At 67.6% G+C, this 24913-nt stretch carries 25 protein-coding genes; 10 read left to right on the top strand and 15 right to left on the bottom strand.

Going from position 1 to position 24913, the window contains the following annotated elements; all coding sequences use genetic code 11:
• Positions 1–140: 140 nt before the first annotated feature.
• A complete protein-coding gene (locus OKW44_RS09835; protein ID WP_018424573.1) occupies positions 141–1139 on the top strand; it encodes a histidine kinase in 999 nt (332 codons plus the stop codon).
• Here OKW44_RS09835 and OKW44_RS09830 read toward each other — a convergent pair.
• From OKW44_RS09830 to OKW44_RS09775, 12 genes are all read right to left on the bottom strand, one after another.
• The gene (locus OKW44_RS09830; protein ID WP_018424574.1) at positions 1109–1771 is read right to left on the bottom strand and encodes a response regulator; all 663 of its coding nucleotides are present in this window, start codon (positions 1769–1771) and stop codon (positions 1109–1111) included. The two genes, OKW44_RS09835 and OKW44_RS09830, sit on opposite strands and share 31 nt — an antisense overlap.
• On the bottom strand, positions 1768–3018 hold the full coding sequence (gene pqqE, locus OKW44_RS09825; RefSeq protein ID WP_018424575.1) for a pyrroloquinoline quinone biosynthesis protein PqqE: 1251 nt from the start codon (positions 3016–3018) through the stop codon (positions 1768–1770). The genes OKW44_RS09830 and pqqE overlap by 4 nt, the downstream gene beginning before the upstream one ends.
• 4 nt (positions 3019–3022) lie before the next feature.
• On the bottom strand, positions 3023–3301 hold the full coding sequence (gene pqqD / locus OKW44_RS09820; RefSeq protein ID WP_018424576.1) for a pyrroloquinoline quinone biosynthesis peptide chaperone PqqD: 279 nt from the start codon (positions 3299–3301) through the stop codon (positions 3023–3025).
• Entirely contained in the window at positions 3298–4056 is a 759-nt protein-coding gene (pqqC, locus tag OKW44_RS09815) for a pyrroloquinoline-quinone synthase PqqC (RefSeq protein WP_018424577.1), read from the bottom strand. The genes pqqD and pqqC overlap by 4 nt, the downstream gene beginning before the upstream one ends.
• A gap of 72 nt (positions 4057–4128) precedes the next feature.
• Positions 4129–5043, bottom strand: coding sequence for a pyrroloquinoline quinone biosynthesis protein PqqB (gene pqqB / locus OKW44_RS09810; RefSeq protein ID WP_018424578.1), 915 nt, complete (start codon positions 5041–5043; stop codon positions 4129–4131).
• On the bottom strand, positions 5040–6074 hold the full coding sequence (locus OKW44_RS09805) for an alpha/beta fold hydrolase (RefSeq protein WP_018424579.1): 1035 nt from the start codon (positions 6072–6074) through the stop codon (positions 5040–5042). Before OKW44_RS09805 ends, pqqB begins: the two co-directional genes overlap by 4 nt.
• Positions 6071–6655 (bottom strand): cytochrome b, encoded by a 585-nt coding sequence (locus tag OKW44_RS09800; protein ID WP_026226548.1) that lies wholly within the window; start codon positions 6653–6655, stop codon positions 6071–6073. The genes OKW44_RS09805 and OKW44_RS09800 overlap by 4 nt, the downstream gene beginning before the upstream one ends.
• Before the next feature lie 81 nt (positions 6656–6736).
• On the bottom strand, positions 6737–7573 hold the full coding sequence (locus OKW44_RS09795) for a formylmethanofuran dehydrogenase subunit C (RefSeq protein WP_018424581.1): 837 nt from the start codon (positions 7571–7573) through the stop codon (positions 6737–6739).
• Complete coding sequence (gene fhcD / locus OKW44_RS09790; RefSeq protein WP_018424582.1) at positions 7570–8541, bottom strand: formylmethanofuran--tetrahydromethanopterin N-formyltransferase; 972 nt, start codon at positions 8539–8541, stop codon at positions 7570–7572. The genes OKW44_RS09795 and fhcD overlap by 4 nt, the downstream gene beginning before the upstream one ends.
• 10 nt (positions 8542–8551) lie before the next feature.
• Positions 8552–10261 carry a formylmethanofuran dehydrogenase subunit A gene (locus OKW44_RS09785; RefSeq protein WP_018424583.1) on the bottom strand — a complete coding sequence of 570 codons (1710 nt, stop codon included), beginning with the start codon at positions 10259–10261 and terminating at the stop codon, positions 8552–8554.
• On the bottom strand, positions 10258–11637 hold the full coding sequence (locus OKW44_RS09780) for a molybdopterin-binding domain-containing protein (RefSeq protein ID WP_026226549.1): 1380 nt from the start codon (positions 11635–11637) through the stop codon (positions 10258–10260). The genes OKW44_RS09785 and OKW44_RS09780 overlap by 4 nt, the downstream gene beginning before the upstream one ends.
• A 305-nt stretch (positions 11638–11942) precedes the next feature.
• Positions 11943–12692 carry a HisA/HisF-related TIM barrel protein gene (locus tag OKW44_RS09775; protein ID WP_018424585.1) on the bottom strand — a complete coding sequence of 250 codons (750 nt, stop codon included), beginning with the start codon at positions 12690–12692 and terminating at the stop codon, positions 11943–11945.
• Between the two features lie 14 nt (positions 12693–12706).
• Here OKW44_RS09775 and OKW44_RS09770 point away from each other — a divergent pair, with 14 nt between their 5' ends.
• The 3 genes from OKW44_RS09770 (at position 12707) to OKW44_RS09760 (ending at position 15613) form a co-directional block, all read left to right on the top strand.
• Positions 12707–13750 (top strand): ATP-grasp domain-containing protein, encoded by a 1044-nt coding sequence (locus OKW44_RS09770; protein WP_018424586.1) that lies wholly within the window; start codon positions 12707–12709, stop codon positions 13748–13750.
• Positions 13747–14856 carry a hydantoinase/oxoprolinase family protein gene (locus OKW44_RS09765; RefSeq protein ID WP_018424587.1) on the top strand — a complete coding sequence of 370 codons (1110 nt, stop codon included), beginning with the start codon at positions 13747–13749 and terminating at the stop codon, positions 14854–14856. Before OKW44_RS09770 ends, OKW44_RS09765 begins: the two co-directional genes overlap by 4 nt.
• Before the next feature lie 166 nt (positions 14857–15022).
• Positions 15023–15613: an amino acid kinase family protein gene (locus OKW44_RS09760; protein ID WP_018424588.1), complete on the top strand. Its 591-nt coding sequence runs from the start codon at positions 15023–15025 to the stop codon at positions 15611–15613.
• Positions 15614–15620: 7 nt separating this feature from the next.
• Here OKW44_RS09760 and OKW44_RS09755 read toward each other — a convergent pair whose 3' ends face one another.
• The 3 genes from OKW44_RS09755 to pqqA all read right to left on the bottom strand — a co-directional run bounded on the left by OKW44_RS09755 (position 15621) and on the right by pqqA (position 17171).
• Positions 15621–16364 carry a (5-formylfuran-3-yl)methyl phosphate synthase gene (locus tag OKW44_RS09755; RefSeq protein WP_018424589.1) on the bottom strand — a complete coding sequence of 248 codons (744 nt, stop codon included), beginning with the start codon at positions 16362–16364 and terminating at the stop codon, positions 15621–15623.
• Between the two features lie 27 nt (positions 16365–16391).
• Positions 16392–16991, bottom strand: coding sequence for a DUF447 domain-containing protein (locus OKW44_RS09750; protein WP_018424590.1), 600 nt, complete (start codon positions 16989–16991; stop codon positions 16392–16394).
• A gap of 105 nt (positions 16992–17096) precedes the next feature.
• A complete protein-coding gene (pqqA, locus tag OKW44_RS09745) occupies positions 17097–17171 on the bottom strand; it encodes a pyrroloquinoline quinone precursor peptide PqqA (protein ID WP_113062024.1) in 75 nt (24 codons plus the stop codon).
• A 484-nt stretch (positions 17172–17655) separates the two neighbouring features.
• Between pqqA and OKW44_RS09740 the strand changes: the two genes are divergently transcribed.
• From OKW44_RS09740 to tkt, 6 genes are all read left to right on the top strand, one after another.
• Complete coding sequence (locus OKW44_RS09740; RefSeq protein WP_018424592.1) at positions 17656–19155, top strand: form I ribulose bisphosphate carboxylase large subunit; 1500 nt, start codon at positions 17656–17658, stop codon at positions 19153–19155.
• Positions 19156–19272: 117 nt separating this feature from the next.
• Complete coding sequence (locus OKW44_RS09735; protein ID WP_018424593.1) at positions 19273–19701, top strand: ribulose bisphosphate carboxylase small subunit; 429 nt, start codon at positions 19273–19275, stop codon at positions 19699–19701.
• A gap of 45 nt (positions 19702–19746) precedes the next feature.
• The gene (cbbX, locus tag OKW44_RS09730) at positions 19747–20739 is read left to right on the top strand and encodes a CbbX protein (protein ID WP_018424594.1); all 993 of its coding nucleotides are present in this window, start codon (positions 19747–19749) and stop codon (positions 20737–20739) included.
• A gap of 27 nt (positions 20740–20766) precedes the next feature.
• A complete protein-coding gene (locus tag OKW44_RS09725; RefSeq protein WP_018424595.1) occupies positions 20767–21870 on the top strand; it encodes a class 1 fructose-bisphosphatase in 1104 nt (367 codons plus the stop codon).
• A gap of 55 nt (positions 21871–21925) precedes the next feature.
• On the top strand, positions 21926–22798 hold the full coding sequence (locus OKW44_RS09720) for a phosphoribulokinase (RefSeq protein ID WP_018424596.1): 873 nt from the start codon (positions 21926–21928) through the stop codon (positions 22796–22798).
• 46 nt (positions 22799–22844) lie between these two features.
• Positions 22845–24896 carry a transketolase gene (tkt, locus tag OKW44_RS09715; protein ID WP_018424597.1) on the top strand — a complete coding sequence of 684 codons (2052 nt, stop codon included), beginning with the start codon at positions 22845–22847 and terminating at the stop codon, positions 24894–24896.
• The last annotated feature ends 17 nt before the right edge of the window (positions 24897–24913 follow it).

Genomic DNA, 24913 nt, shown 5'->3' with positions numbered 1-24913 from the left:
CGCGTTGTTTGACGTTGGTGTAAAGCTTCGCATACGCGTCTGTAAGACGCGCGGGAGCTTTTCCCGATCTGCCGGGGAAGCGTTCCCAAACTCGCGCAAAACCCGCTGCGCGTGCCGGCGCTGAGTAGAATGCAAGCGTCATGTCAAGCGAACCGATCCATTCCTCTTCCGCTGACCGAGCGCCGCCATCGTCGCCGATATGGCGCGACGTCGGCTGGGTCGTCGCCGTGACCGTGCTCGCGGCGGTGCTCGGCGCCGCCTTCGATCTCAGCGAGAAGGTCTACCGGTTCACGCGTGGCATGGAGCGCTTCCAGCTCGACGAGTTGCCGGGCACGCTGTTCGTGCTGTCGATCGCGCTCGCGTGGTTCGCGTGGCGCCGCTATCGCGATGCGCGCCGCGAAGCGCGCCATCGCCGCATGCTCGAGGAACAGGCCGAACGGCTGCTCGCCGACAACCGGCGCCTTGCCAGTCAGGCGCTGCAGGCGCAGGAACTGGAGCGCCGCCATATGGCACGCGAGCTGCACGACGAACTGGGTCAATACCTGAACGCGATCTCGCTCGACGCGGCGCGCATCCGCGATCTATCGGGCGAGCGCGAGCCGGAAATTCATCGCATCGCGCTTGGGCTGATGCAGAGCGCGACGCATGTGTACCGCGAGATCGGTGGCATGATCCGCCGCCTGCGGCCGATCGGTCTCGACGAATTCGGCTTGCCGACCGCGCTCGAACATTGCGTCGACGGCTGGCGCGAGCGCTTGCCCGAGGCGTCGTTCTCGATGACGATCGAAGGCGATTTCAGCGGCCTCAGCGATGCGTTGACGATCACGCTGTACCGGCTCGTGCAGGAAGGACTGACGAATGTGTCGAAGTTTGCGCGCCGCTCGCGGGTCGAACTGTTCATGGTGCGCGCGCCGCGTGAACACAACGGCACGCAGATCGACGAGATCGTCGTCACGATGGCCGACGACGGCCCCGGCACCGATCTGACGAAGCCGCGCAGCGGGCTCGGGCTGATCGGCATGCGCGAACGCGTCGAGGCGCTCGGCGGCGAATTTCACATCGCGAGCGAGCCGCAGAGCGGTTTTCTGTTCTGCGCGCGCGTGCCCGCTCACGCGGGGCTGGCCGAGCCCGTGAACTGAAGCCCGAGGCGGCTTGCCATCTGCGCGAGCTGTACACCGTTGTCGGCGCCGAACTTCTGCCGGATCACTGATTGGTGGTTGGCCACCGTCTTCTGACTCAGGCCCAGCCTTTCGGCGATGCTCGGCAGCGTATAGCCCTGCACGAGCAGCCGCAGCACCTCGAACTCGCGCGCCGACAACTGACGCCCCGGCGGCCCTTCGTTGAACGCGGTGCGCAGCGCGAGCGCCTGCGAGATGTCCGGGCTCAGGTAGCGGGCACGCCGCGCAATCGAGCGCACCGCTTCGACCAGCACGTCGGGCGCGCTCGCCTTGGTCACGTAGCCGAGCGCGCCCGCGTCGAGCGCGCGCCGCACGAAGATCGATTCCTCGTGCACGCTGAAGATCAGCACGCGCGCGTCCGGTTCGCGCGCGAGCATGCGCCGCATCGCTTCGATGCCGCTTGCGCCCGGCAGCGACACATCCATCACGACCACGTCGGGCCGCAGCGCGCAAAAACGCTGGTAGGCCTGCGCGGCGTCGCCCGCTTCGCCGCACACCTCGACGTCGGCATTCAGTTCGAGCAGACGCCGGTAGCCTTCGCGCACCACCGCATGGTCGTCGACGAGCAGAACGGAGATGGTGTCGGCACTCATGATTGGACTCCGGGTGACGCCCGGTTATCGCCGCCGGCGTCGGGCTCGCGGGCAGCGGCCGCGAACTTGCGTGAGTTGGCGTCGTTGCGGAACAGGATCGGCTGTTCGCGGGCCGCTGCTGTCGCCCCGGTTTCCGATGCAGATCCCGATGCTGCACGCCGCACGATCTTGACCACGGTGTCGTGAAACGGCGACTTGTCGCAGACCGGGTCGGCGTTGGCCGCGTCGCCGGTCAGCAGGAAGGCCTGGCAGCGGCAGCCGCCGAGATCATGTTCCTTTTCATCGCAGCTACGGCACGGCTCCTTCATCCACTGCAAACCCCGAAAGCGGTTGAACGCGTCGCTGTCGTACCAGATCTCGCGCAACGGCATGTCCTTCACGTTCGGCAGCGTCAGGCCGGGCAGGCCGCGCGCCGCGTGACACGGCAGCGCGGCGCCGTCGGGAGCGACGCCGAGGAACACCGCTCCCCAGCCGTTCATGCAGCGCTTCGGACGCCGCTCGAAATAGTCGGGCACGACGAAGAAGATCTTGCAGCGCTCGCCATGCGTGCGGCGATAGCGCGCGACCACCGCTTCGGCTTCTTCGAGCTGCTGTTGCGTCGGCATCAGTTGCGCCTGGTTCTCGCGCGCCCAACCGTAGAACTGCGTGTTCGCCAGCTCCAGATATTCGGCGCCGAGAGCCAATGCCATCTCGATGATCTTGTCGACATGCGGCAGGTTGTAGCGATGCAGCACGCAGTTCATCACCATCGGAAAGCCGTGCCGCTTGAGCGCGACGGCGACGCGCTGCTTCAGTTCGAAGGTGCGCGTGCTGCTCAGGAAGTCGTTCAACTGCTGCGTCGAATCCTGGAAGGACAACTGGATGTGATCGAGCCCGGCGGCCTTCAGATCGCCGAGGCGCTGATCGGTGAGACCGACGCCCGACGTGATCAGGTTCGTGTAGAAGCCGAGCCTGTGCGCTTCTGCGACCAGTACTTCGACGTCGTCGCGCACCAGCGGCTCGCCGCCCGAAAAGCCGAGCTGCACCGCGCCGAGCGCGCGCGCCTCGCGCAGCACGTCGAGCCATTGCACGGTGGTCAGTTCGCGGTTGTGATCGGTGTAGTCGAGCGGGTTGTAGCAGAACGCGCAATGCAGCGGACAGCGATAGGTCAGCTCCGCGAGCAGCCACAGCGGCGGCGGCACGACGGCGGCCGCGCCGGTTTGCGCTTGCGCGCCGGGTTGAGAGCCAGGTTGAGAAAGATCGGTCATCGCGCTACTCCAGCCAGCCGCGCCCATGCGCGTCGGCGATGAAGGCCCGCACCTCGCTGCCGATGCCGGTCGTGTGGAACGCCTGTTCGAGCTCGGCGATCAGCGTATCGATGTCGCGTGTGCCGTCGCAGCGCTTGAGGATTTCTCCCGCGCTTTGATTGAGTTTCACCATGCCCTCGGGGTACAGCAGCACGTGCGCGTTCTGCGCGGGCTCCCATTGCAGGCGGAATGGCTTCGCGATCGCGAGCGGCGTGGCGGGGTCGGCGCGTGTCGAGTCGTTCATTGCGGAAACGCCTTCTCGATCGCGTCGAGCATGGTCCACAGAATGTCGAGCTTGAACTGCAGGATGTCGAGCGCCCGTTCCTGCTGATCGCGTCGCGTGAAATGGGCAAGCGTGACCTCGAGTCCGTGCTGCACATCGCGCTGCGCGAGCGAAATGCGTGAGCGGAAGTACGCGAGGCCCTCGGGTTCGATCCACGGATAGTGCTCGGGCCAGCTCGCGAGCCGGTCGCGATGCACCTGCGGCGCAAACATTTCGGTCAGCGACGAGCACACCGCTTCCTGCCACGGCGCGCGGCGCGCGAAATTCACATACGCATCGACGGCGAAGCGCACGCCCGGCGTCACGTGTTCGAGCGACCACAGTTCGTCGCGCGTGAGGCCGACCGCGTCCGCGAGACGCGCCCAGGTTTCGATGCCGCCTTCCGCGCCGTCGTAGCCGTCGTGATCGAGAATGCGCAGCACCCAGCGGCGGCGCGTCTCGCGGTCCGGACAGTTCGACAGCACGGCCGCATCCTTCAGCGGAATGTTGATCTGGTAGTAGAAGCGGTTCGCGACCCAGCCGCGAATCTGCTCGCGCGAGCAGCCGCCGCTATTCATCTTCACGTTGAACGGATGGTGGATGTGATAGGCGGTGCCCTTCGCGCGCAACTGCGCCTCGAATTCTTCACGGCTCCAGGCGGGTCGGTCGATGCCTTGAGTTCCCGTTGTACTCACGTCGCGTGTTGGTGTCGTGTCCTGAATGTCTTTCGCGTTCATGCCGTCTCCGTTTTATCGTCGTTCGCAGCCGCGCCTCGTTACCGCATCGCTCCGTAATCTTCACTGCGCGCTTCAAAGCTCGAAGCTCATTCCGTCATACGCGACCTCGATGCCATGCTCGCCTAGCACGCGCCGCTCGGGGCCGTCTTCGATCAGGATCGGATTCGTGTTGTTGATATGGATCAGCACTTTGCGTTTCGCGCCGAGCGAATCGAGTGTTTCGATCATGCCGCCCGCACCGCTCTGCGGCAGATGGCCCATATCCGCCGAGGTCTTCTTCGACAGGCCGAGGCGGATCATTTCGTCGCCGGTCCACAGCGTGCCGTCGACGAGTAGCAGATCAACCTCGCGCATCGCCGCCAGCACGTGCGGCTCGATCGCGCCGAGCCCCGGTGCGTAGAACACGCGCCGGCCCGATTGCAGGTTCGTCAGGAGGAGTCCGATGTTGTCGCCGCGCTCCGGCGCATTGCGATGCGGTGAGTACGGCGGCGCCTTGCTCGACAGCGGCAGCGCGTCGATGCGTATGCCGGGCAGCGCGTCGACGGCGAGCGGCGCGCCGTCGAGCGCGATACGGCGGTGCTCGACTCCGCAGTAGTGCGACAGGATCGGCGCGACCGGAAAGCCGGAGCGGAGGTCTTGCCAGACCGCATCGGTTGCGTATAGCGGCAGCGGGGTGTCGCGTTCGCGCAGCATCAAGAGGCCGGTCACGTGGTCGATCTGCGCGTCGATCACGAGCACCGCGGCGATGCCGCTGTCGCGCGCGCGCCGCGCTGGTTGAAGTTCGGGATGCGCGGCGATCTGCGCGAGCAGATCGGGCGAGGCATTGACGAGCAGCCAGTCCTCGCCGTTCGCGCTGACCGCGATCGACGACTGCGTGCGGCGCGTCGCCTTCACCGTGCCGCGACGCACTCCGTCGCAATTGCGGCAATTGCAGTTCCACTGCGGAAAGCCGCCGCCCGCCGACGAGCCGAGTACCTTGATCTTCATGCCGCGCGACGCATGCTGCTGCGCCCCTCTTCGACGGTGGGAGTGAACATCGCGGCGAGCGCCCGCGCGACGCATGCATGCAGCGCGGGGTCGCTCGCCAGATGACCCGCCGCGCTGACAGACTCGACGCGCGCCGACGGAACCGCGCGCGACAGACGTCGCAGATTGCCGCGCGGACACACCGGATCGCGCCCACCATGCACGGCCGCAATCGATACCCCGGCCGCCGCCGCGCGGCGCGCGAGCGACAGCAAACGCGTCTCGCCGAGCCAGCAGCGATGCGCGAGGTAGTGCGCCTGAATCCGGTATTTGCCGATCAGCTTGCGCGCGTGGCGTTGGGATTCGCGTGGGTTTCGCAGGTTCGCACGTCGTTGTGCGGCGCCTCGCGGCGATGCGCTCGCGAGCACCGCGTTTTCATAGCCGCGCCAGGCCAGCGCGAGCGCCCGTTGCCGCGCTTCATTCGCGCCGTATTGCGAGGTCTCGCCGCAACGCGCGGCCAGTGTCGCGGGCTGCTCGCAGCGAGCAGCGGCACGCAGTCTCGACCACGCACGCGGCGCACGCTTGCGTGACCCGATGAACAAACCGCGCACTTCGCGCGCGGACGTCAGGAACAGGCCGCGCAGCACGACGCCCGTCACCGACCGCGGACACTGCCCCGCATACGCGAGCGCGAGCGCCGCGCCCCACGATCCGCCGAGTACGCCCCAGCGCGCGAAGCCGAGCCGCGCGCGAATCGCTTCGAGATCGGCGATCAGATAGTCGGTGCGGTTGTGGCGCACGCTGCCGTGCGGCGTCGAGGCACCGGTGCCGCGCTGGTCGATCAGCACGACGCGAAAGCGCCGCAGATCGAACAGCCGCAGCACGCCAGGCTGACTGCCGCTGCCCGGGCCGCCGTGCAGCACCGCGACCGGCACGCCGTCGCGCGCGCCGGCCAGCGCATACCACACGCGATGACCATCGCGCGTGCGCAGCGTATGGACTTCGAGCGCGGCGGCCGCCTGCGTGTGGCGCGATAAGCTTGGCATCGTCATGGCAGCATCCTCGCGAGCAGGTTGTCGCGATCGATCCACTGATGCTTGAACGCGCCCGCCACGTGCAGCACGATCAGCACGATCAGCGCGAAGCCGATGGCGTGGTGAAGGCCGAAGAACAGTGCGCGCAGATGCGCGTCGTCCCAGCCCCACTTCGGCAGCAGGATGCCCCAGAAGCGCGTGCCGTAGGTGTTGAACGACGAGCCGAGATACCCGGCAAGCGGCATCGCCACCATGCCGACATATAAAAGACCCTGCGTAGTGCGCGCGGCGGCGCGTTGCCACGGTGGCATCGGCGGCAGCGGAGGCCGGTGAAGGACCAGCCGCGCGACGATGCGCAAAAGCACCAGCAGGAAAACCGTCAGTCCGAGCGACTTGTGCAGATTGATCAGCGTCGCTTTGACAGGCAAGCCCTTCGGCAATCCGACCATATAAAGCCCGAGCGCGAGCAGCCCGACGATGCCGAGCGCGATCAGCCAGTGCAGCGCGATCAGCAGCCCGGCATAGCGCGGGCCGCCGGCGCTGGCATTTGCGTTGACGTCGATATCAGGCTTCGCGTTTGCGGAATCTGCTGTCGTCATGCCCTGTCTCCATGCAACATCGTTGCGGGACGTTTCTTTTTCGCCGAACACCGTTTCAGTCGCGGCTGACATAGCGCTGCGTCAGCCGACGATCAGTATTTCACCGCGGCCGTCGACCGCGAGGTCGCCCGTGAAGCGGACCGGCAGACGATCCGCGCGCCACTGCGAAAACGGCGCGATTTCGGCCGCGAGACTGCGTATGAGCAATGACCAGAATACGTCGAAACCGTGTCCGCCGCCGGTGAAAGTAGGGGGCGGCAGTGGCTCGGGCCGTTGCGCGAGCAGCAGCGTGCCACGCCTCATTGCATAGGCATAATGCGCGCCCAGTTGCCCCGCCACGCCGACGGTCCCCGCCACCAGTCGCGACGCCGCGAAGTCGCCCGCGTTGCCGCCGACCAGCACGAGGCCGCGGCGCATCCGGTCGGCGAGCCGCGCGCCCGCGTTGCCGTGGATCGTCAGCGTGCCGCCGCTCATGCCTTCCATATCGCCCGTCAGTGCGCCGGCGGCGAAGTCGCCGCTGTCGCCGCGCACCGTCACGCGTCCGCCGCGCATTTCGCAGCCGGTGAAGTGCCCCGCGTCGCCGTCGATTTCAAGCAAGCCGCCGCTCATTCTGAAGCCGCTGTAGTCACCGACCGAGCCGCGCGCGACGAGCCGTCCGCCATCCATCTGCGCGCCGAGCCGGTCCAGCCACCGCGCGGCGCCGTCGATCAGCAGCGTGGCCATGTCGTCGCCGGACGCAGGCGCGTCGTCGCGCGAAACCTCGAAGACGTCGCCGACCACGCAGCGCTCGTTGCCGGCCGGCAGCACGATGCGCTCGATCTCGGCCACGCTCATGCTGGCCAGCGCCGAGGGTGACAGCGCTGCGGCATCGACGCGAAAGCCGGGTGGTGTCGTCACGCGCAACGTGGTCGTGCTCATGCGTGACTCCCGTTGAGCCCCGCAGCCAGTTCGTGCAGATGAAAGTGATACGGCCCGAGCTTGCCGCCGTAGTTGCCCGCCGAAATGCGCAGCACGCCGGCCGCGCGGCCGAGTCCGGCGGCCGCGCCGATCCCGGCCGTCATCGCCGCGCCGACGTCGGCGTCGGTCAGACCGTCGATGACGATCTCCAGCACGCAGCCAACGTCCGCGCTCAACTCGCTGCGCCGCGCGAGGCCGGTCAGGCTCGGGCAGAACGCGTCGTTGGTCGACGCGGTCGCGCCCGCGTACTTCGAGCCGATCTTCGAGCCCGAGCGCACGATGCCGCCGGGAAACGGCATGATCACGTTCGGCAGCCGGCGCATCGCGGCGACCGCGGCTTCGGCGGCCGCGAGCGCGGCGCCGAGGTCGCGCGCGAGCAGCAGCAGGTTGCCGCCGCCGACGGCCTTGACCGTCGCCGCCGTGTCTTCGCAGACGAACTCGCCGTCCATCACCGGCACGCGCCAGTACCGCGTGGGTCCGTTCCCCGCGTCGATCATCTTCGCGATCTGCCAGCCGTCGCCGAAAAAGCGCAGTCCGCTGCCGAGCGGCGCCGGGTCGGACAGCGGCGCGCGGCTCGTGGCCGGATCGATGCCGCCGTAGACGGCCGTGCTCGGGCAGGTGAGCACGCACTGGCCGACGCGCCGCCCGATCTGCTTCGCGAGTTCCTTCGACGACACCGCGAACAACAGCACCGCGACGCCGGGCCGCCCGTCGGGCGTGGCATCGGGCGCGAGGGTACGCTCGACGCCCGCCTCGCAGCCGCAGCCGATCACCGAGGTCGCGAAGCCCGCCAGCGAGTTCGCCGCGTGCATCGCCCACGTCGGCGTGTGCGCGGTGATCACGAGCCGGGTCGCCTTCATCGGAAAGGCTTCGGCGAAGGTCGCGTCGATCGCGGTGCCGTTGATGTCGAGCGGGGCGGGTGCGTTCATCGTGGACGCGTCAGGTTAGACATTCCACGGGCAATAGTCGTCCGCCGCGGCAGCAGCGGCAGGCTTCGTCGTCGCTGATCGCGGCGTGGGCGAAGTTGCTCGCGAGGTTCGCGTCGCTATACGCGCGCAGCGTGGTCTCGATGCCGCGATCGAATTCCGGCGCGACGAAATGGATACCGCCCGTCGGCGTCGCGACCAGCGTGCCGTCGCGCGCGACCAGTTCGCCGTCCTTGAACACATAGGCCGGCGACGTGAACATCCGCTCGCGGTCCGGGTCGTCGCGATAGACGGCGATGTCCGCCGCCGCGCCCGCGCCGAGATGGCCGCGATCGCGCAGACCGAGCAGACGCGCGGGACCGGCGCGCGTGATGATCGCGATCTCGTACAGCGAGAATTCGCGCTTGAGCTCCGGCAGCGCACTGGCGACCTGCGCTTCGGGATGCAGCTTCGCCAATTGCTCATCGCGAAACGGCTTGTCCATCAGCAGGCGAATCAGATGCGGGTAGCTGGTAAACGGTCCGCCGTTCGGATGATCGGTGGTCATCGCGACGCGCCACGGGTCGTCGACGAGCAGGAAGATTTCGAGGCCGATGATCCATTGCAGCGCGTTCACGTAGCTCTGTTCGCGATAACGGAACGGCAGCACGCCGCAACCCGCGTCGCACTCGATATCGCCCACCACCCACTTGTGCGGCCGCGCGAGCGGCGCGTTGCGGAACTGCATCATCGTGTCGCCGGAGGCCGTGACGGTCTGTCCGAAGATGATCTGGCCGACGTCGATCGACACGTTCGGCCGCGCGTTCACGGCCTCGGCAATCTGCCGCGCGCCCGACGAAAACTTGCGCGAACCCTCGGTGCCATAGCTGTGAAACTGGATATGCGTCAGATGGATCGGCAGGCCGTCGGCGGCGTCCATCGTCGCGATGGTCGAGGCGAGGTTGCCGGGCACGCCGAGGTTGCTCGTGTGCACGTGCAGCGGATGCGGCACGCGCAGCTCGGTCAGCGCGCGCGTCAGCGTGCGCAGCACGTCGCGCGGCGTGATGCCGTAGTGCGCGTGCGGCTCGTCGACGTTTAGCGAGCGCTGGTTGAACTTGAACGCCGAGATGCCGCCGGGGTTGACCACCTTGACGCCGAGCGCCTTGCTCGCGTCGATCGTCCAGCCGACGTAATCGCGCAGACGTTCGAAGTCGTCGCGCGCGGCGAGCATCCGCAGAAACAGCTCGTCGTTGCCGAGCATCACGTACGCGCCGTGATCGATGATCGGCGTGTCGCCCATTTCGAGGTGCGTGTGGCGCGCGTTGGACGGCATCATCGCCGGCTCGAACGCGGCCGTGTAGCCCATTTCGGCGTAGCGGTAGCCGGTCGCGAGCGTGCCCGGCGTGCAGACGCCGCACGACGGCAGGCGCAGGTAGCGGCCGTTGTCGTCGCGCGCGGCTTCGTAGGCGGCCTCGCGCGGCGCATGGGCGCCCCGCGCATCGGCGCGATGGTCCTCGGGCAGCAGCAGGCGCGACAGATTGGTCTTGCCGCCGCCGATATGCGAATGCAGGTCGATGCCGCCCGCCATCACGATCATGCCGGTCGCGTCGTATTCACGATCGACGGGCGTGGTGGCGGGCACGTCGACGATGCGGCCGTCGCGGAACGTGAGGTCGCGGCGCTCGCCGTTGACGTTGTGGATCGGGTCGAACAACGTGCCGCCCTTGAGCCGGACGAGAGTCATGGCTGATCCTCGCGCGTACTCGAGCGTTCGCTCAATCGCCCGCTCAACTTCGCGGCAATCGACGCCACCGACTCCAGCGCGGCACCACGCGCGGCGGTGAGCGGCATCACGACCGTGCCGTCGATGCGAAACAGATGCCCGCCGCTATCGACGCCCGGTGTCGCGACCGGCACGAACACGGTGTTCGCGCCGCGTGCCCTGGCGGCATCGGCGAGCGCCGGATGACCGAGCACGATCAGGGGAAGCGCGGGATCGAGCGACGCGGGCCACGCGTGCGGCGCGAAGCCCGCGATCCACAGCAGCGCATCGACTTCGCGTTCGGCGAGCAGCCGAGCCGTCCGATAGCGGTACGGATCGTGATCGAGCGGCGCGGTGCCCGCGGCGTGCGCCGGCATCGACACGCGCGTGCGCAGCGGCAAGCCGGACAGCCACGTGACGGTCTGATTGACCGTCAACGCGCCGTCGTCGCCGCCGAGCGCGAGACATGCCGCGCGCGTCGTGCGATTCACGGCCTTCACGATCCGGTTCAGCGCTTCGATCAGCAGCGCCGCGTGCGGCGCGGGCAGTGCGGCCGGTTCGTAGACGACCACCGTATAGCGCGCGCCGGCGATGCGCGCGTGCAACGACGCGAGCGCGGTTGCCACGTTGGCTGCGCGGCCATCGCCGTGGCTCAGCGCGGCGGCGTCGCGTCCTTCCGCGAGCGCTGACCACAGCGCGAGCGTGTCGTACGGATCGGTGTCCGGCAGCAGCGTGTCGATGCGCGTTTGCGCGAAGCCGGCCGCGGCGGGGTCCGCTTCGCAGCCGACGAAGACCAGCTCGCGCGCGAGTTCGGTGCCCGCCAGCGCGCGCGTGAAAAAGCGCGGATAGCGCCGCGACGGCTGACAGCCGAAGAACACCAGCAGGTCGGCGCGCGCACGCACTTCGGAGAGCGTCGTAAAGAACGAGCCGCGGTCTTGCAAAGCGAGCGTCGCGGGCGTCAGCGCATCGCCGTGCAGATGATCGAGGATCGCGCCGCAGGCGGCGGCAAGCGGATACAGCGCGCGGGTGCCGGCGACGTCGGTGGCGAGGCCGCCGAATAATGGGCGGCGCGCGTTCGCGAGCAACTGCGCGGCGCTCGCCAGCGCGGCATCCTTGTCCACTTCGTTGCCATCGACGGTGCAAGCGCATTGCGCGTCCGTCGCGCCGTACTGCGCGAGCGCGTGAGCGAGCCGCGGACATTCGGTGTCCGGCACATCGAGCGTGCCGTCGTCGTGGGCAGCGGCGGCCAGGTCGTCGCACAGCAAAGGGCAAAACGGACAGATCCAGTCGCGTGTGAGCGCCGCGGCGCGCGTTGCGCTCGGGCTGGGGGGCGATGGATCGATGGAGGGGCTATGCATGGGGCAGGTTTAGCAAGCTCCATGCCGATCTTTCGACACGCCTCGGCGGGCGAGCGCCGCGCTGAAGCGGGCCGCGCCTACGGTCGTACTGCTTTGCATTCAGCGGATGAACATGCGCGGGTCCCTGCGGCAAGCGTGCCTGATCCTGCGTCGGCGCGCGGCGTCAAAGGCCCGCTGCGCCATACAAAATGTGTGCCGTTCTGGAGCAGAGTGTCAAGCAGAGTGTCACGCGCGAACAGTCCGGCTCGTGTTGCGTTTACCGACAGCGCTGTCAGAACGCGTGGCATGGAAATTGTATGGAAGGCCTACGCGGAATCGGAATGCGCGCAGTCGATCTGTCGATCGTGCAGCGCGGACGCCACCAGCCAGGCGCTTGCGCCGGTGCGGGCCGCGGCGGCCAGATCGTCGCGATTGCGAATGCCGCCCGCGCCGATCAGCGTGGTGTGCGCGGCGGCCTGCGCGCGCACGCGCTCGAACGTCGCGAGATCGGGGCCGGCGTAGCTGCCGACCTGGTCGAGCGTCATCGCGATCACGCGCGACGGCCACCGCGCCGACGAGCGATCGAGCGCGGGCGCGGCGAGCAGTTCGCCCGCGCGATGATCGAGCGACAGGATCGGCGCGAGACCGGCGCGCTGAGCCGCGTGCAGTGCGTGGATATCGCGCAGCGTCTCCGAGCCGAACACAGGCACGAGAGTCGCGAGGTGGGAACCGGCAGCAGGGCTGTCGTGTTGATCGATGGCGTCGTCGATGCGCTCGAACAGCGCGCGCATCGACGCGTAGTCCGCGAAACCCGCGTCGAGCCACAGTTCGATGCCGGGCAGCGCGGCCCGCAATGCGGCGAGTGTCGAAGCATGCGCGCCGCGCTGCAGGATGGCGCCGAGATCGGCGATATAGAGCGTGCGCGCGCCGCTGGCTTCGAGCAGCGCGCGGGCGGTGGCAAGTGGGTCGCTCGTCGCGACGAGGCGGGACTGGATGGGCCGATAGGCGCTCCGCTCGCCGCGCACGGCGCGTACGACCTGGCCGTCGAGCAGATCGAGAACAGGTATCACCTGCATAGGGGCGCTTTCCTTTGAACAGAATCTTTGTCTACGAGTATCTCACCGGCGGCGGCATCGACCCCCAGCTCGCCGGCCCGGGCAGTCTCGCCGATTTGAGCGCGCTGATCGTCGAAGGACGCGTGATGCGCGACGCGCTGGTCGCCGCTCTGCGTGAACTCGACGGCGTGCAGGTCACGTTCGCGACCTCGCGCTTCGAAACGCCAGGGGCGGGCGAGGCCCATTGTATGGCCGCACCCGGCGAATCGATGACGGCGTTCGTCGCGCGCGCGGCGCGCCAGCACGATTACGCGTGGGTCGTCGCGCCGGAATGCGACGGGCTGCTGCTGCGCTTTCACGATGCGGTCGGCACCGCGCGCTGGCTCGGCTGCGCGAAGGAAGCGATCCGCGTCGCGTCGAGCAAGAGCGCGACGGCGGCGTGTCTTGCCGCGCATGGCATTGCGACGACGCCGGCGCTCGAACCCGGCGACTCAGCCGCGCAGCACGACGGCCGGTGGGTGGTCAAACCGGACGACGGCGCGGGCGGCCTCGACACCATCGTGTACGAGCGCTTCGCCGATGCCTGCGCCGAGTACGAGGCGCGCGCGGCGGCGGCGCGCAATCCGGTGCTGCAGGCGTGGGTCGATGGCGAGCCGTTGAGCCTGTCGCTGATCTGCCGCGGCGACGCTACCAAGTTCCTCAGCATCAATCGTCAGGAGATCGGGCTGAGCGGCGGCGACGCGTCGGGTGATGTTGCGCGGATCGTCGAGTTCGACGGCGTGCTGGTCGATCAGATCGACCAGCACAGCGACATGGGCCGCGCGCTCGACACGCTCGCGCATCGCGTCGCGCGGGCCATCCCGGGTTTGCGCGGCTTCGTCGGCATCGATGTCGTGTGGCACCCACAACTCGGGCCGGTCGTGATCGAAGTGAATCCGCGTTTGACGGTCGCTTATGCGGGGCTGTCGGCGGCGCGCGGCAGCGGCCTGACGCGCGCGCTGCTGGCCGCGCATGGCGTGCGCCTCGAGCGCTGCGGCGCGGCGCGCGCCAATTGGCCGACGTACGAGGTGCGCCCTTGAGCCCCGCCCGTTCGAACCCGGCGGCGCGGTTCGGCTGGGACGTCGGCGGCGCGCACGTGAAGGTGTCGCTCGTCGACGGCAGCGACGCCGTGCTGGACGTCGTGCAATGGCCGTGTCCGCTTTGGCAGGGGCTCGACCATCTGCACCGCACGATCGACCTCGTTTTCGAGCGTTGGCCGCAGGCCCGCACGGACGCCGCGCAGCATGCGGTGACGATGACCGGCGAGATGGTCGACCTGTTCGCGGATCGCGCCGAAGGCGTGCGCGCGATCGTGGCCGCGCTCGCGCAGCGGCTCGGTCCATCACTGCGTTTCTACGCCGGCGACGCCGGCTGGCTCGCCGCCGCCGACTGCGCGGCCGGCTGGCGTCACGTCGCGTCGGCGAACTGGCTCGCGACCGCGAGCTGGGTCGCTACCCGCATGGCGAACGCGCTGCTGATCGACATCGGCAGCACCACCACCGACATCATTCCGATCGTCGACGGCCGCGTCGTCGCGCGCGCCGCGACCGATGCGGGCCGGCTCGCGACCGGCGAACTCGTGTATCACGGCGTCGTGCGCACGCCGTTGTGCGGCGTTGCGCATCGGATCGAATTCGGCGGCGCCATGCTGAACGTGATGAACGAATGGTTTGCCACGACCGCCGACGTCTACCGGCTGACGGGCGAACTGGACCCGCTGCACGACGTGCAGCCGAGCGCCGACCAGGGGCCGAAAACGCAGGCGGCGAGCCGCGCGCGGCTCGCGCGCATGATCGGGCACGACGCGCACGACGCGTCGGACGTCGAATGGCTGCACTTTGCGCGGCGCTGGCGCGCGCTGCAGGTGCGCGAAATCGGCGCGAACCTGATGCGCGTGGTCGCCGCGCAGCCGGTGCTCGCGGCCGCGCCGCTGGTGGGCGCCGGCTGCGGCCGCTTCCTCGTCGCCGCATTGGCGCGCGACGAGGCGCGCGGCTATATCGATTTCGGCGCGTTGGCGGGCGTGCCCGATGCTTGCGCGGCATGGGCGGCGACCTGCGCGCCGAGCGTGGCGGTCGCGCTGCTCGCGGCGCGCGAGCCGGGCGCGCAACGGCGCGGCGCGCGTGGTATCGCGGCGCGCGCGGCATGAGTCGAGAGGTGCGGCGCGCAATCCGGGGACGCGGCGCGCCGGCGCACGAGTAGCACAAAGAGGGGCAGTGGACACGACAAGGCGAGCGGGACAAGTTCGGTGATGAACGAGGTTGCGAAACGACGCGACCCGGCCGGGCACTCAACTGGACACGAGGGCAACAGTCATGTGGGTGGTCAAGATCGGAGGCAGCCTGAGTCACGACCCGGCACTGCGCCACTGGCTCAGTGAGCTATGCGAAGTCGGCGGCGGACGGGTCGTGATCGTGCCCGGCGGCGGCGATTTCGCGGACAAGGTCCGCCAGTACCAGGGCGAGTGGAACTTCGACGATCTGGCCGCGCACAACATGTGTCTGCTCGCGATGACGCAATATGCGCTGCTGATGCAGGGCGTTTCGCCCGAACTGGTGATCGCGTCGAGCGAGGCGAAGATTCGCCGCACCCTGCGTGACGGTCACGTCGCCGTGTGGGCGCCGACCGCGCTGATGCGCGACACGCCCGACGCGATGAGCAACTGGGACACGACCTCGGACAGCCTCGCCGCCTGGCTATCGACGATGCTCAACGCGGAGCGGCTGGTCGTCGTCAAATCCTGTCCGATCGCCGTCGACGATCCGCTCGAAACGCTGGCCGCGTCGGGGGTGATCGACCGCAAGTTCGTCGACTACGTGAACGATGCGAACTATGTGGTCGAATTGCTCGACAAGAGCAACGTCGCGCTGATGCGCGACCGTTTGCTGAATATTCCGGTGATGTGAGCGGCTGCTACAGCCGCGTCGCGTCGGTCGTGCCCGGCAACGGCGCGCCGCCATCGACGCGAATCTCTCCAGCCGGCCGGTGCAACGCGCTCGCCCATTGCGCGACGCGCTCGGGGTCGAGCCGCGAGCGGCGCCCGTCGGCGCACAGCGCGGTGCGAAAACCGGCCACGTCGGGCGCCAGCGCGCGGATCTGCGGCAGTTGCGCCCAGCCGAGCGCACCGGCGATGCCCGCCATCGCGCCGCGCTGACGCGCGAGCCGCAACCAGCGCGCGAGCGAGTCGACATCGACGTGATCGAACAGCGTGCCGCCGTCCTTGCTCGCGGTATCGAACATCAGCCCGGCGAAGCCGAGCGCCGCAGTGTGGCTGACCAGTTCGTCGTCCATGCCGCCGTCGCATAGCAGCACCGGCACGACGCTAGCCGGCAGATTCGCGAGCTGCTCGATGCAGCGGCGCGCGGCCGGTCCGCGCGCGACGCCGACCTTCACATAGTCGACGCCGGCATCGCTGACGTCGATCACGCGCGCGGCGATCTCGTCGAACGCATCGGCCGGCACGTCGCCGATTGCCGCGCTGATCGGCTTGACCGGGTAGCGCGCGCGAAGTTGTTGCGCGATGTTCGTGATGGCGCCGATCGACAGGCCGCCGAGCGCGCCGTCGTCCGGCTCTTTCAGGTCGATCAGCTCGGCGCCGGCGCGGGCGGCGTCGAATGCTTCGTCAGCCGAGCGGACGCTCGCGAGCAATGCGGTCATCGGGGTTCTCCGCGGAAGAAAGGGTTTTCAGTGATGGGCCGAAGCGGCGGCCTGATGCGCCGCGTCTTCGAGGCTCGCGCGATATCGCGCGATCGCGGCGACGAGCCAGCTCCATGCGGTGCGCTCGTTGTCGCCGGCGGTTTTGTCGATCGCGATCTGCAGATACGCCATTTCCCGATCGACCTTGTCGGCCGGCAGCATGAAGAGCCGGCTCACCAGAATCGCGCCTTCCACGACCGCCGACTGCGCGCGATTGAAGCCCGCGAACGGCGCGTGGTTTTCACGGTGCACGCATTTCATCACCAGCACCGGGCGCTCCGCGTCGTCGCGCAGCTCGTCGAGTTCGAGCTCGGCGTGGGCCAGCGACTCGGCCAGACGTACGCTCGGCACGCGGCTCGCAGCCACGGTCGGCCAATCGGTCGCGCAGTGCGTGACGCAGCCGGCGAAGATACGCACGTCGGTGGTGAAATTCAGCACGGCCGCGCGCGTCGCGATCACGTTGTCGAGCGTGACCGACGGACGGAACGGCGCAAGGATGATGCGCTCACCCTCGTAGCGCGCGCCCATTGGCGCGATATGGGGACGGCCATCGCACGCTGCCGTGGTGACGATCGTTTCGTGGATCATGGCTGGGAACGTGTGTCCCGACAGCGCCGGAAGGCCGGCCGTCAGCAGAAGTCAAACACAAACGGGAACCGCAAAGGGGCCGCGGCGTGCGGCCCGGTTGCGGGCTTAACGCGTAGCGACATACATCACGATTTCAAACCCGAGGCGTACGTCGGTGTAGCTCGGAGTCGTCCATTGCATACGTGCTTCCTCCTTCGATTGAAACAGCGGGTGGAACAGCGTTGCGCCGCCGGCCCGGCGTGATGCCCGGTGTCGACGGCAGCCGGCATGACGCAAGCTCCGTGCCCACGCGCGTACCGGCCGGCCAGGCGTGCGTGCATTCGACGGCCAATACAGCACCCGGCGAATTGCGCCACGCCGTGGCGCTCGCACGGGTTGCCAGACGCAAAGAGCCGCGCGGTGTGGCGAAAACGAAGCAAAGTGTGCCATCGCGATTCGCTAATTCGATTGCGCTGTCACGCTGCACGCGCCTCGCTCACCAACACATTCTGCTCCCATTCGCGTCGCATGGCTCGAAAAAGAACCTCACGATGTGATAGCGATAACCGATCCGTTAAGTCTGCCAAATAAAATCGTGAATTCACCTTGGGCGTGTCCGTGCCTACAGTGCAACTCAAGCGCTTCGTTCTTCTGGCAGTGCGCTTGCCACCTTCGAGGACACGTCATGAACGATTTCAGTCAACCGCCGATCCAGCCCGAATCTCAAGCGCGCGATCCGCACAATCCGCGCGAACGGTACGCGGCGGGCGTGATGAAATACCGCGAGATGGGGTACTGGCAACCGGACTACGAACCGAAAGACACCGACGTGATCGCGCTGTTTCGCATCACGCCGCAACCCGGTGTCGAACCCGAGGAAGCAGCGGCCGCGGTGGCCGGCGAATCCTCGACCGCGACGTGGACGGTGGTGTGGACCGACCGCCTGACCGCCTGCGACATGTATCGCGCGAAAGCGTATCGCGTCGAGCCGGTGCCGGTGTCTCGCGCCGACGAGCCGCAATACTTCGCGTATATCGCTTATGAACTCGATCTGTTCGAAGAGGGCTCGGTCGCGAACCTGACCGCGTCGATCATCGGCAACGTGTTCGGCTTCAAGCCGCTGAAGGCATTGCGGCTCGAAGACATGCGCATTCCCGTCGCGTATCTGAAGACGTTTCAGGGGCCGCCGACCGGCATCGTCGTCGAGCGCGAACGGCTCGACAAGTATGGTCGGCCGCTGCTCGGCGCGACGGTGAAGCCGAAGCTCGGTCTGTCGGGCAAAAACTATGGACGGGTGGTCTACGAAGGCCTGCGCGGCGGCCTCGATTTCCTGAAGGACGACGAGAACATCAACTCGCAGGCGTTCATGCATTGGCGCGACCGCTTCCTGTTCGCGATGGACGCGGTGAACCGCGCCCAGGCCGAAACCGGCGAGCTCAAAGGGCACTACCTGAACGTGACGGCCGGCACCATGGAGGACATGTACGAGCGCGCCGAATTCGCGAAGGAGCTCGGCTCGTGCATCGTGATGATCGACCTCGTGATCGGCTGGACCGCGATCCAGTCGATGTCGCGCTGGGCCCGCAGGCACGACATGATCCTGCATCTGCATCGCGCGGGGCATGGCACCTACACGCGGCAACGCAACCACGGCATCTCGTTTCGCGTGATCGCCAAATGGCTGCGCATGGCGGGCGTCGATCACGCGCATGCGGGCACCGCGGTCGGCAAGCTCGAAGGCGATCCGCTGTCGGTGCAGGGCTACTACAACGTGTGCCGCGACGCGCACAACGCGGTCGATCTGTCGCGCGGCATTTTCTTCGATCAGCCGTGGGCCGGCTTGCGCAAGGTGATGCCGGTCGCCTCGGGCGGGATTCACGCGGGGCAGATGCATCAGCTGCTCGACCTGTTCGGCGACGACGCGATCCTGCAGTTCGGCGGTGGCACGATCGGCCATCCGGCCGGCATCCAGGCCGGCGCGACCGCGAACCGCGTCGCACTCGAAGCGATGGTGAAGGCGCGCAACGAGGGCCGCGACATTCTGCGCGAAGGGCCCGACGTGCTCGAAGCCGCCGCGCGCTGGTGCACGCCGCTCAAGCAGGCGCTCGATACGTGGCGCGACGTGACCTTCAACTACGCATCGACCGATACGCCCGATTTCGCCGCCACGCCGACGGCGGCCTAGCCACGCCGAGCTTTTCCCGCGAGCGCCTCACTAGCGCATCCGCAACGCGGTGCAACGGCACCGCGCGGGGCACCGTTGACGCCGCTCCGAACGCGACATCCATCCACGAGGTTCGTCATGCGTATTACTCAAGGAACGTTTTCTTTTCTGCCCGAGCTGACCGACGAGGAAATCGGTCTGCAAATCGACTACGCGCTGCGCCAGGGCTGGGCCTGTTCGGTCGAATTCACCGACGACCCGCATCCGCGCAACACCTACTGGGAAATGTGGGGTCTGCCGATGTTCGACCTGCACGACGCGGCCGGCGTGTTGCAGGAGGTCAGGGCTTGCCGCGAGGCGCGGCCGCAGCACTACATCAAGGTCAACGCGTTCGACTCGGTGCGCACCTTCGAGACGATGCGCCTGTCGTTCATCGTCAACCGGCCGGACGTGGAGCCGGGCTTCCGGCTGTTGCGGCAGGACGCGCAGGGGCGCACGCAGCGCTACAGCATGACGGGCTACGCGGCTGACCGGCCAGCGGGCGAGCGTTACGGCGCGGCGGGCTGATGCCTATGACAGGTCGCACGACCCCACCCGCAGCTAGGAGGAACCATGACAGACGCCGCCACCGTGGACGCACGCTCCGCGTCCACCGCGCACAGCGACGCCGCCGCGCCCCACATCGACCTCGCGGCGCTGTACCGCGACTCGGGCATCGGCGACGTGCTCGGCGAACTCGATCGCGATCTGGTCGGGCTCGCGCCCGTGAAAACGCGCATTCGCGAAGTCGCCGCGCATCTGCTGGTCGAGCGCGCGCGGGCTTCGCTGGGTCTCGCGGGCGGCGCGCCGACCTTGCATATGTGCTTCTCCGGCAACCCCGGCACCGGCAAGACGACGGTTGCGCTGCGCATGGCGGAAGTGTTGCACCGGCTCGGCTACATTCGCCGCAATCATCTGGTGTCGGTCACACGCGACGATCTGGTCGGCCAGTACATCGGCCACACAGCGCCGAAAACGCGCGACGTGCTCAAGCGCGCGATGGGCGGCGTGCTGTTCATCGACGAAGCGTATTACCTGTATCGCCCGGAGAACGAGCGCGACTACGGGCAGGAAGCGATCGAAATTCTGTTGCAGACGATGGAGAACCAGCGCAGCGACCTGGTCGTGATTCTGGCCGGCTACGCGTCGCGAATGGAAGTGTTCTTCGAGAGCAATCCGGGTTTCCGCTCGCGCATCGCGCATCACATTACGTTTCCCGATTACGAGGAAACGGAGTTGCTCGAAATCGCCGAACGGATGCTCGGCGCCATGCATTACCGCTTCGATGCCGCGTCGCGCCGCGCGTTCGCCGACTATCTGGCGCGCCGCATCCGTCAACCGAATTTCGCCAACGCGCGCTCGGTGCGCAACGCCCTCGACCGCGCGCGGCTGCGCCAGGCGAACCGCCTGTTCGCGAGCGCCTTGCAGGGCGGCGAGCCGATCGACGCCGCCACGCTGACGCTGATCGATGCCGCCGACGTGCGCGCGAGCCGCGTGTTCGACGCGCCGCCGCAGTCCTCGCAATCGCCTTCCACCGCGCGCGCCGTCACGGCGCCGCCGGGCTGAATCACGACACCATCGACGGAGAACGCCATGCAGGACGGACGCACGACACTTTCGAAGTTCCTGATCGACACGCTCGATCGCCCGCCGTGTACGGACGACACGCGCGACACTGCAGGACTCTCCGCGCTGCTGATCGACGTAGCGGCGGCCATCAAGTCGATCTCTGCGATGCTGACCAAGGGCGCGCTAGGCGGCAACTACGGTTCCGCGCAAACGCTCAACACGCACGGCGAGCAACAGAAGAAGCTCGATGTCTCGACCAACGAGATCTTCGTGCAGCAATGCGAGTGGGACGGCTTGCTGGCCGCGATGGTGTCCGAGGAAATGGAGCACGTCTACGCGATTCCGCCGGACTATCCGCGCGGCGAATATCTGCTCGCGTTCGATCCGCTCGACGGCTCGTCGAATATCGACATCAACGGCGTGGTCGGCTCGATCTTCTCGGTGCTGCGCACGCGCGACCCGGCAGAGGATGCAACCAGCGAAGCCGCGTTCTTGCGGCCGGGCTGCGAACAGGTCGCGGCCGGCTATGCCGTGTATGGACCGTCGACGATGCTGGTGCTGTCGGTCGGCAATGGCACGCATGGCTTCACTCTGGAGCGCGACATCGGCAACTTCGTGCTCACGCATTCGAACATCCGGATTCCGGAGGAAACCGGCGAGTTCGCGATCAACGCATCGAACGAGCGCTTCTGGGAGCCGCCCGTGCGCCGCTACGTGCAGGAGTGCAAGGACGGCCGCAGCGGTTGCCGCGCGCGCGACTTCAACATGCGCTGGATCGCGTCGATGGTCGCGGAAGTGCATCGCATCCTGATGCGCGGCGGCGTGTTCATGTATCCGCGCGACTCGAAAACACCGGCGATGGAAGGGCGCCTGCGCCTGCTCTACGAAGCGAACCCGATGAGCTTCCTGGTCGAGCAGGCGGGCGGCCTCGCGATGACCGGCCGGGAACGCATTCTCGACGTCGCGCCGCGCGCGCTGCATGGCCGCGTGCCGGTGATTCTCGGCTCGAAGAACGAGGTCGAGCGCATTGCGCGCTATCACGGCGAATACGACCGTGGCGAGGACAAGCCGTTCACGTCGCCGCTGTTCGGCACGCGCTCGTTGTTCCTGCCGGATTTCACGGCGTGATCAGCGACTGACGGCGCGCTCAGCGCACAGAACACAGTCATCCGGAGACAAACGCATGTCAGTCAAACATCCGATCATCGCGGTGACCGGCTCGAGCGGCGCCGGCACCACCACCGTCATGAAGAGCTTCACGCATATCTTCAGACGCGAGCACATCAATGCGCAGATCGTCGAAGGCGACGCGTTCCATCGCTACGACCGCAACGGCATGCGCGCGGCGATGCAGGAGCGCGAACGCGACGGTGTGCCGAACTTCAGCCACTTCGGGCCGGAAGCGAATCTGCTCGAAGAGCTCGAAACGCTGTTCACGCGCTACGGCGAAAACGGCAGCGGGCAGCTTCGCCACTACGTGCACGACGCGGGCGAAGCGCAACTGTACAAGCAGGACGGCGGCACCTTCACGCCGTGGGAGGAGGTCGCGCCCAATACCGACCTGATGTTCTACGAAGGGCTGCATGGCGCGGCGGTGACCGACAAGGTCGATATCGCGCGGCATGCGGATCTGCTGATCGGCGTCGTGCCGATCATCAACCTCGAATGGATCCAGAAGCTGCACCGCGATCAGACGATGCGCGGCTACACGCACGAAGCGGTGGTCGACACGATCTTGCGGCGCATGCCCGACTACGTGAACTACATCTGCCCGCAGTTCTCGCGCACGCATGTGAACTTCCAGCGCGTGCCGACCGTGGACACGTCGAATCCCTTTACCGCCCGCGAGATTCCGCAACCGGACGAGAGCTTCGTCGTGATCCGCTTCGCGCGGCCGAAGGGTATCGACTTCCAGTATCTGCTGACGATGCTGCACGACTCGTTCATGTCGCGCCCGAACGTGATCGTCGTGCCTGGCGGCAAGATGGGACTCGCGATGCAACTGATCTTCACGCCGATGATCCTGCAACTGATCGACCGACGCTCGCGCGCCTGAGCGGTACCAGACGGATACCGAGGTTCATTTCGCAAGGAGAGATTCGATGAGTGCAGTCGCGCAACCGCTTGACGCACCCGCCACGCGCTCGATGGCCGACGCGCTGCGCATGCTCGCGATCGATGCGGTGGAAGCCGCGAAGTCGGGACATCCTGGCATGCCGCTCGGCATGGCCGAGATCGCGGTCGCATTGTGGGACCGGCATCTGAAGCACAACCCACGCAATCCAGCCTGGCCCGACCGCGATCGGTTCGTTTTGTCGAACGGGCATGGTTCGATGCTGCTCTATGGACTGCTGCATCTGACGGGCTATGACCTGCCGATCGACGAATTGAAGCGTTTTCGCCAGTTGCACGGCAAAACGCCGGGGCATCCCGAAGTGGGCGTGACACCAGGCGTCGAGACGACCACCGGGCCGCTCGGCCAGGGGCTCGCGAACGGCGTCGGCATGGCGCTCGCGGAGGCCTTGCTCGCGCGCGAGTTCAACCGGCCCGGGCATAGGATCGTCGATCATCGCACCTACGTGTTCGTCGGCGACGGCTGCCTGATGGAGGGCATCTCGCACGAAGCGGCGTCGCTCGCGGGCACGCTGAAGCTCGACAAGCTGACGGTGCTCTACGACGACAACGGCATCTCGATCGACGGCCACGTCGCGCAATGGTTCGGCGACGACACGCCCGCGCGCTTCGCGTCCTATGGCTGGCACGTGGTGCGCGAGGTGGACGGCCACGACGTCGATGCAGTGGATCGCGCGTTGCACGCGGCGCGCGCCACCGGCCGGCCGACGCTGATCTGTTGCCGCACGGTGATCGGCCAGGGCGCGCCGTCGAAGGCCGGCACGCACGATGTACACGGCGCGCCGCTCGGCGCCGACGAGGTGCAACGCACTCGCCGCGCGCTCGGCTGGCCGCATCCGCCGTTCGAGATTCCCGGCGAGATTCGCGCGAACTTCGACGCGAGCGAGCGCGGTGCCGCCGCTGAAGCCGGGTGGCGCGCGCGTTTCGACGCGTATCGCCGGCACTATCCGATGGAAGCCGCCGAATTCGAACGACGTATGGATGGCAGCTTGCCCGCGCATTGGCACGACACGGTTCGCGCGCTGCTGCGCGATGCGGATGGCGCGGCCGAATCGATCGCGACGCGCAAGGCTTCGCAAAAGGCGATCGCCGCGCTCGCGCGCTGCCTGCCGGAGCTGCTCGGCGGCTCGGCCGATCTGACCGGTTCGAACCTGACGGACTGGCCGGGCGCCGTCGATGTCCGCTGTGACGAAAACGGTCTGCGCGGCGGCAACTACGTGCACTACGGCGTGCGCGAGTTCGGCATGAGCGCGGTGATGAACGGCATCGCGCTGCATCGCGGCTACCTGCCGTTCGGCGGCACCTTCCTGACGTTCTCCGACTATGCGCGCAACGCGTTGCGTATGGCCGCGCTGATGAAGACGCGCTCGATCTTCGTGTTCACGCACGACTCGATCGGACTCGGCGAAGACGGACCCACACATCAGGCGGTCGAACACGCGGCGAGCCTCAGGCTGATTCCGGGGCTCGACGTCTGGCGTCCGTGCGACACCGTCGAGACCGCGCAGGCGTGGGTCGGCGCGGTGGAAAGGGACGGGCCGTCGTGTCTGTTGCTGAGCCGGCAGAACCTGCGCTTCGTGACGCGCTCCGCCGAACAGGTCGCCGCGATTGCGCGCGGCGGGTACGTGTTGCGCGATTGGCCCGCCGAAGAAGGGCAAGAGCCACCGGCGCGCATCGTTCTGATCGCCACCGGCTCGGAAGTTTCCCTCGCACTCGATGCGATCGCGCCGCTCGCGGTCGCCGGTATTGCCGCGCGCGTCGTATCGATGCCATCGACCACCGCGTTCGACCGGCAACCGCGCGCCTGGCGCGACGTCGTGCTGCCGCCGGGCGTGCCGCGTGTCGCGATCGAGGCGGGCGTGCGCGCGTTCTGGCGGCAATACGTCGGGCTCGACGGTGGCGTGGTCGGCATCGATACGTTCGGCGAATCGGCTCCGGCCGCCGCGTTGTTCGAGCATTTCGGGCTGAACGCGCAGGCGGTGATCGACGAAGCGCGGCGCGTCGCGGACCGCGCGCGTTGAGCCCGCCGCTCGCCAAG

The organism is Paraburkholderia lebeckiae (genome assembly GCF_050436325.1).
Lineage (GTDB): Bacteria > Pseudomonadota > Gammaproteobacteria > Burkholderiales > Burkholderiaceae > Paraburkholderia > Paraburkholderia tuberum.
This window is presented reverse-complemented; position numbering and strand designations above follow the sequence as displayed.

Bases quoted from the DNA above. Each gene is read 5' to 3' on its own strand.
- OKW44_RS09835 (WP_018424573.1), top strand. From the start codon at position 141: ATGTCAAGCGAACCGATCCATTCCTCTTCCGCTGACCGAGCGCCGCCA.
- OKW44_RS09830 (WP_018424574.1), bottom strand. From the start codon at position 1,771: ATGAGTGCCGACACCATCTCCGTTCTGCTCGTCGACGACCATGCGGTG.
- pqqE (WP_018424575.1), bottom strand. From the start codon at position 3,018: ATGACCGATCTTTCTCAACCTGGCTCTCAACCCGGCGCGCAAGCGCAA.
- pqqD (WP_018424576.1), bottom strand. From the start codon at position 3,301: ATGAACGACTCGACACGCGCCGACCCCGCCACGCCGCTCGCGATCGCG.
- pqqC (WP_018424577.1), bottom strand. From the start codon at position 4,056: ATGAACGCGAAAGACATTCAGGACACGACACCAACACGCGACGTGAGT.
- pqqB (WP_018424578.1), bottom strand. From the start codon at position 5,043: ATGAAGATCAAGGTACTCGGCTCGTCGGCGGGCGGCGGCTTTCCGCAG.
- OKW44_RS09805 (WP_018424579.1), bottom strand. From the start codon at position 6,074: ATGACGATGCCAAGCTTATCGCGCCACACGCAGGCGGCCGCCGCGCTC.
- OKW44_RS09800 (WP_026226548.1), bottom strand. From the start codon at position 6,655: ATGACGACAGCAGATTCCGCAAACGCGAAGCCTGATATCGACGTCAAC.
- OKW44_RS09795 (WP_018424581.1), bottom strand. From the start codon at position 7,573: ATGAGCACGACCACGTTGCGCGTGACGACACCACCCGGCTTTCGCGTC.
- fhcD (WP_018424582.1), bottom strand. From the start codon at position 8,541: ATGAACGCACCCGCCCCGCTCGACATCAACGGCACCGCGATCGACGCG.
- OKW44_RS09785 (WP_018424583.1), bottom strand. From the start codon at position 10,261: ATGACTCTCGTCCGGCTCAAGGGCGGCACGTTGTTCGACCCGATCCAC.
- OKW44_RS09780 (WP_026226549.1), bottom strand. From the start codon at position 11,637: ATGCATAGCCCCTCCATCGATCCATCGCCCCCCAGCCCGAGCGCAACG.
- OKW44_RS09775 (WP_018424585.1), bottom strand. From the start codon at position 12,692: ATGCAGGTGATACCTGTTCTCGATCTGCTCGACGGCCAGGTCGTACGC.
- OKW44_RS09760 (WP_018424588.1), top strand. From the start codon at position 15,023: ATGTGGGTGGTCAAGATCGGAGGCAGCCTGAGTCACGACCCGGCACTG.
- OKW44_RS09755 (WP_018424589.1), bottom strand. From the start codon at position 16,364: ATGACCGCATTGCTCGCGAGCGTCCGCTCGGCTGACGAAGCATTCGAC.
- OKW44_RS09750 (WP_018424590.1), bottom strand. From the start codon at position 16,991: ATGATCCACGAAACGATCGTCACCACGGCAGCGTGCGATGGCCGTCCC.
- OKW44_RS09740 (WP_018424592.1), top strand. From the start codon at position 17,656: ATGAACGATTTCAGTCAACCGCCGATCCAGCCCGAATCTCAAGCGCGC.
- OKW44_RS09735 (WP_018424593.1), top strand. From the start codon at position 19,273: ATGCGTATTACTCAAGGAACGTTTTCTTTTCTGCCCGAGCTGACCGAC.
- cbbX (WP_018424594.1), top strand. From the start codon at position 19,747: ATGACAGACGCCGCCACCGTGGACGCACGCTCCGCGTCCACCGCGCAC.
- OKW44_RS09725 (WP_018424595.1), top strand. From the start codon at position 20,767: ATGCAGGACGGACGCACGACACTTTCGAAGTTCCTGATCGACACGCTC.
- OKW44_RS09720 (WP_018424596.1), top strand. From the start codon at position 21,926: ATGTCAGTCAAACATCCGATCATCGCGGTGACCGGCTCGAGCGGCGCC.
- tkt (WP_018424597.1), top strand. From the start codon at position 22,845: ATGAGTGCAGTCGCGCAACCGCTTGACGCACCCGCCACGCGCTCGATG.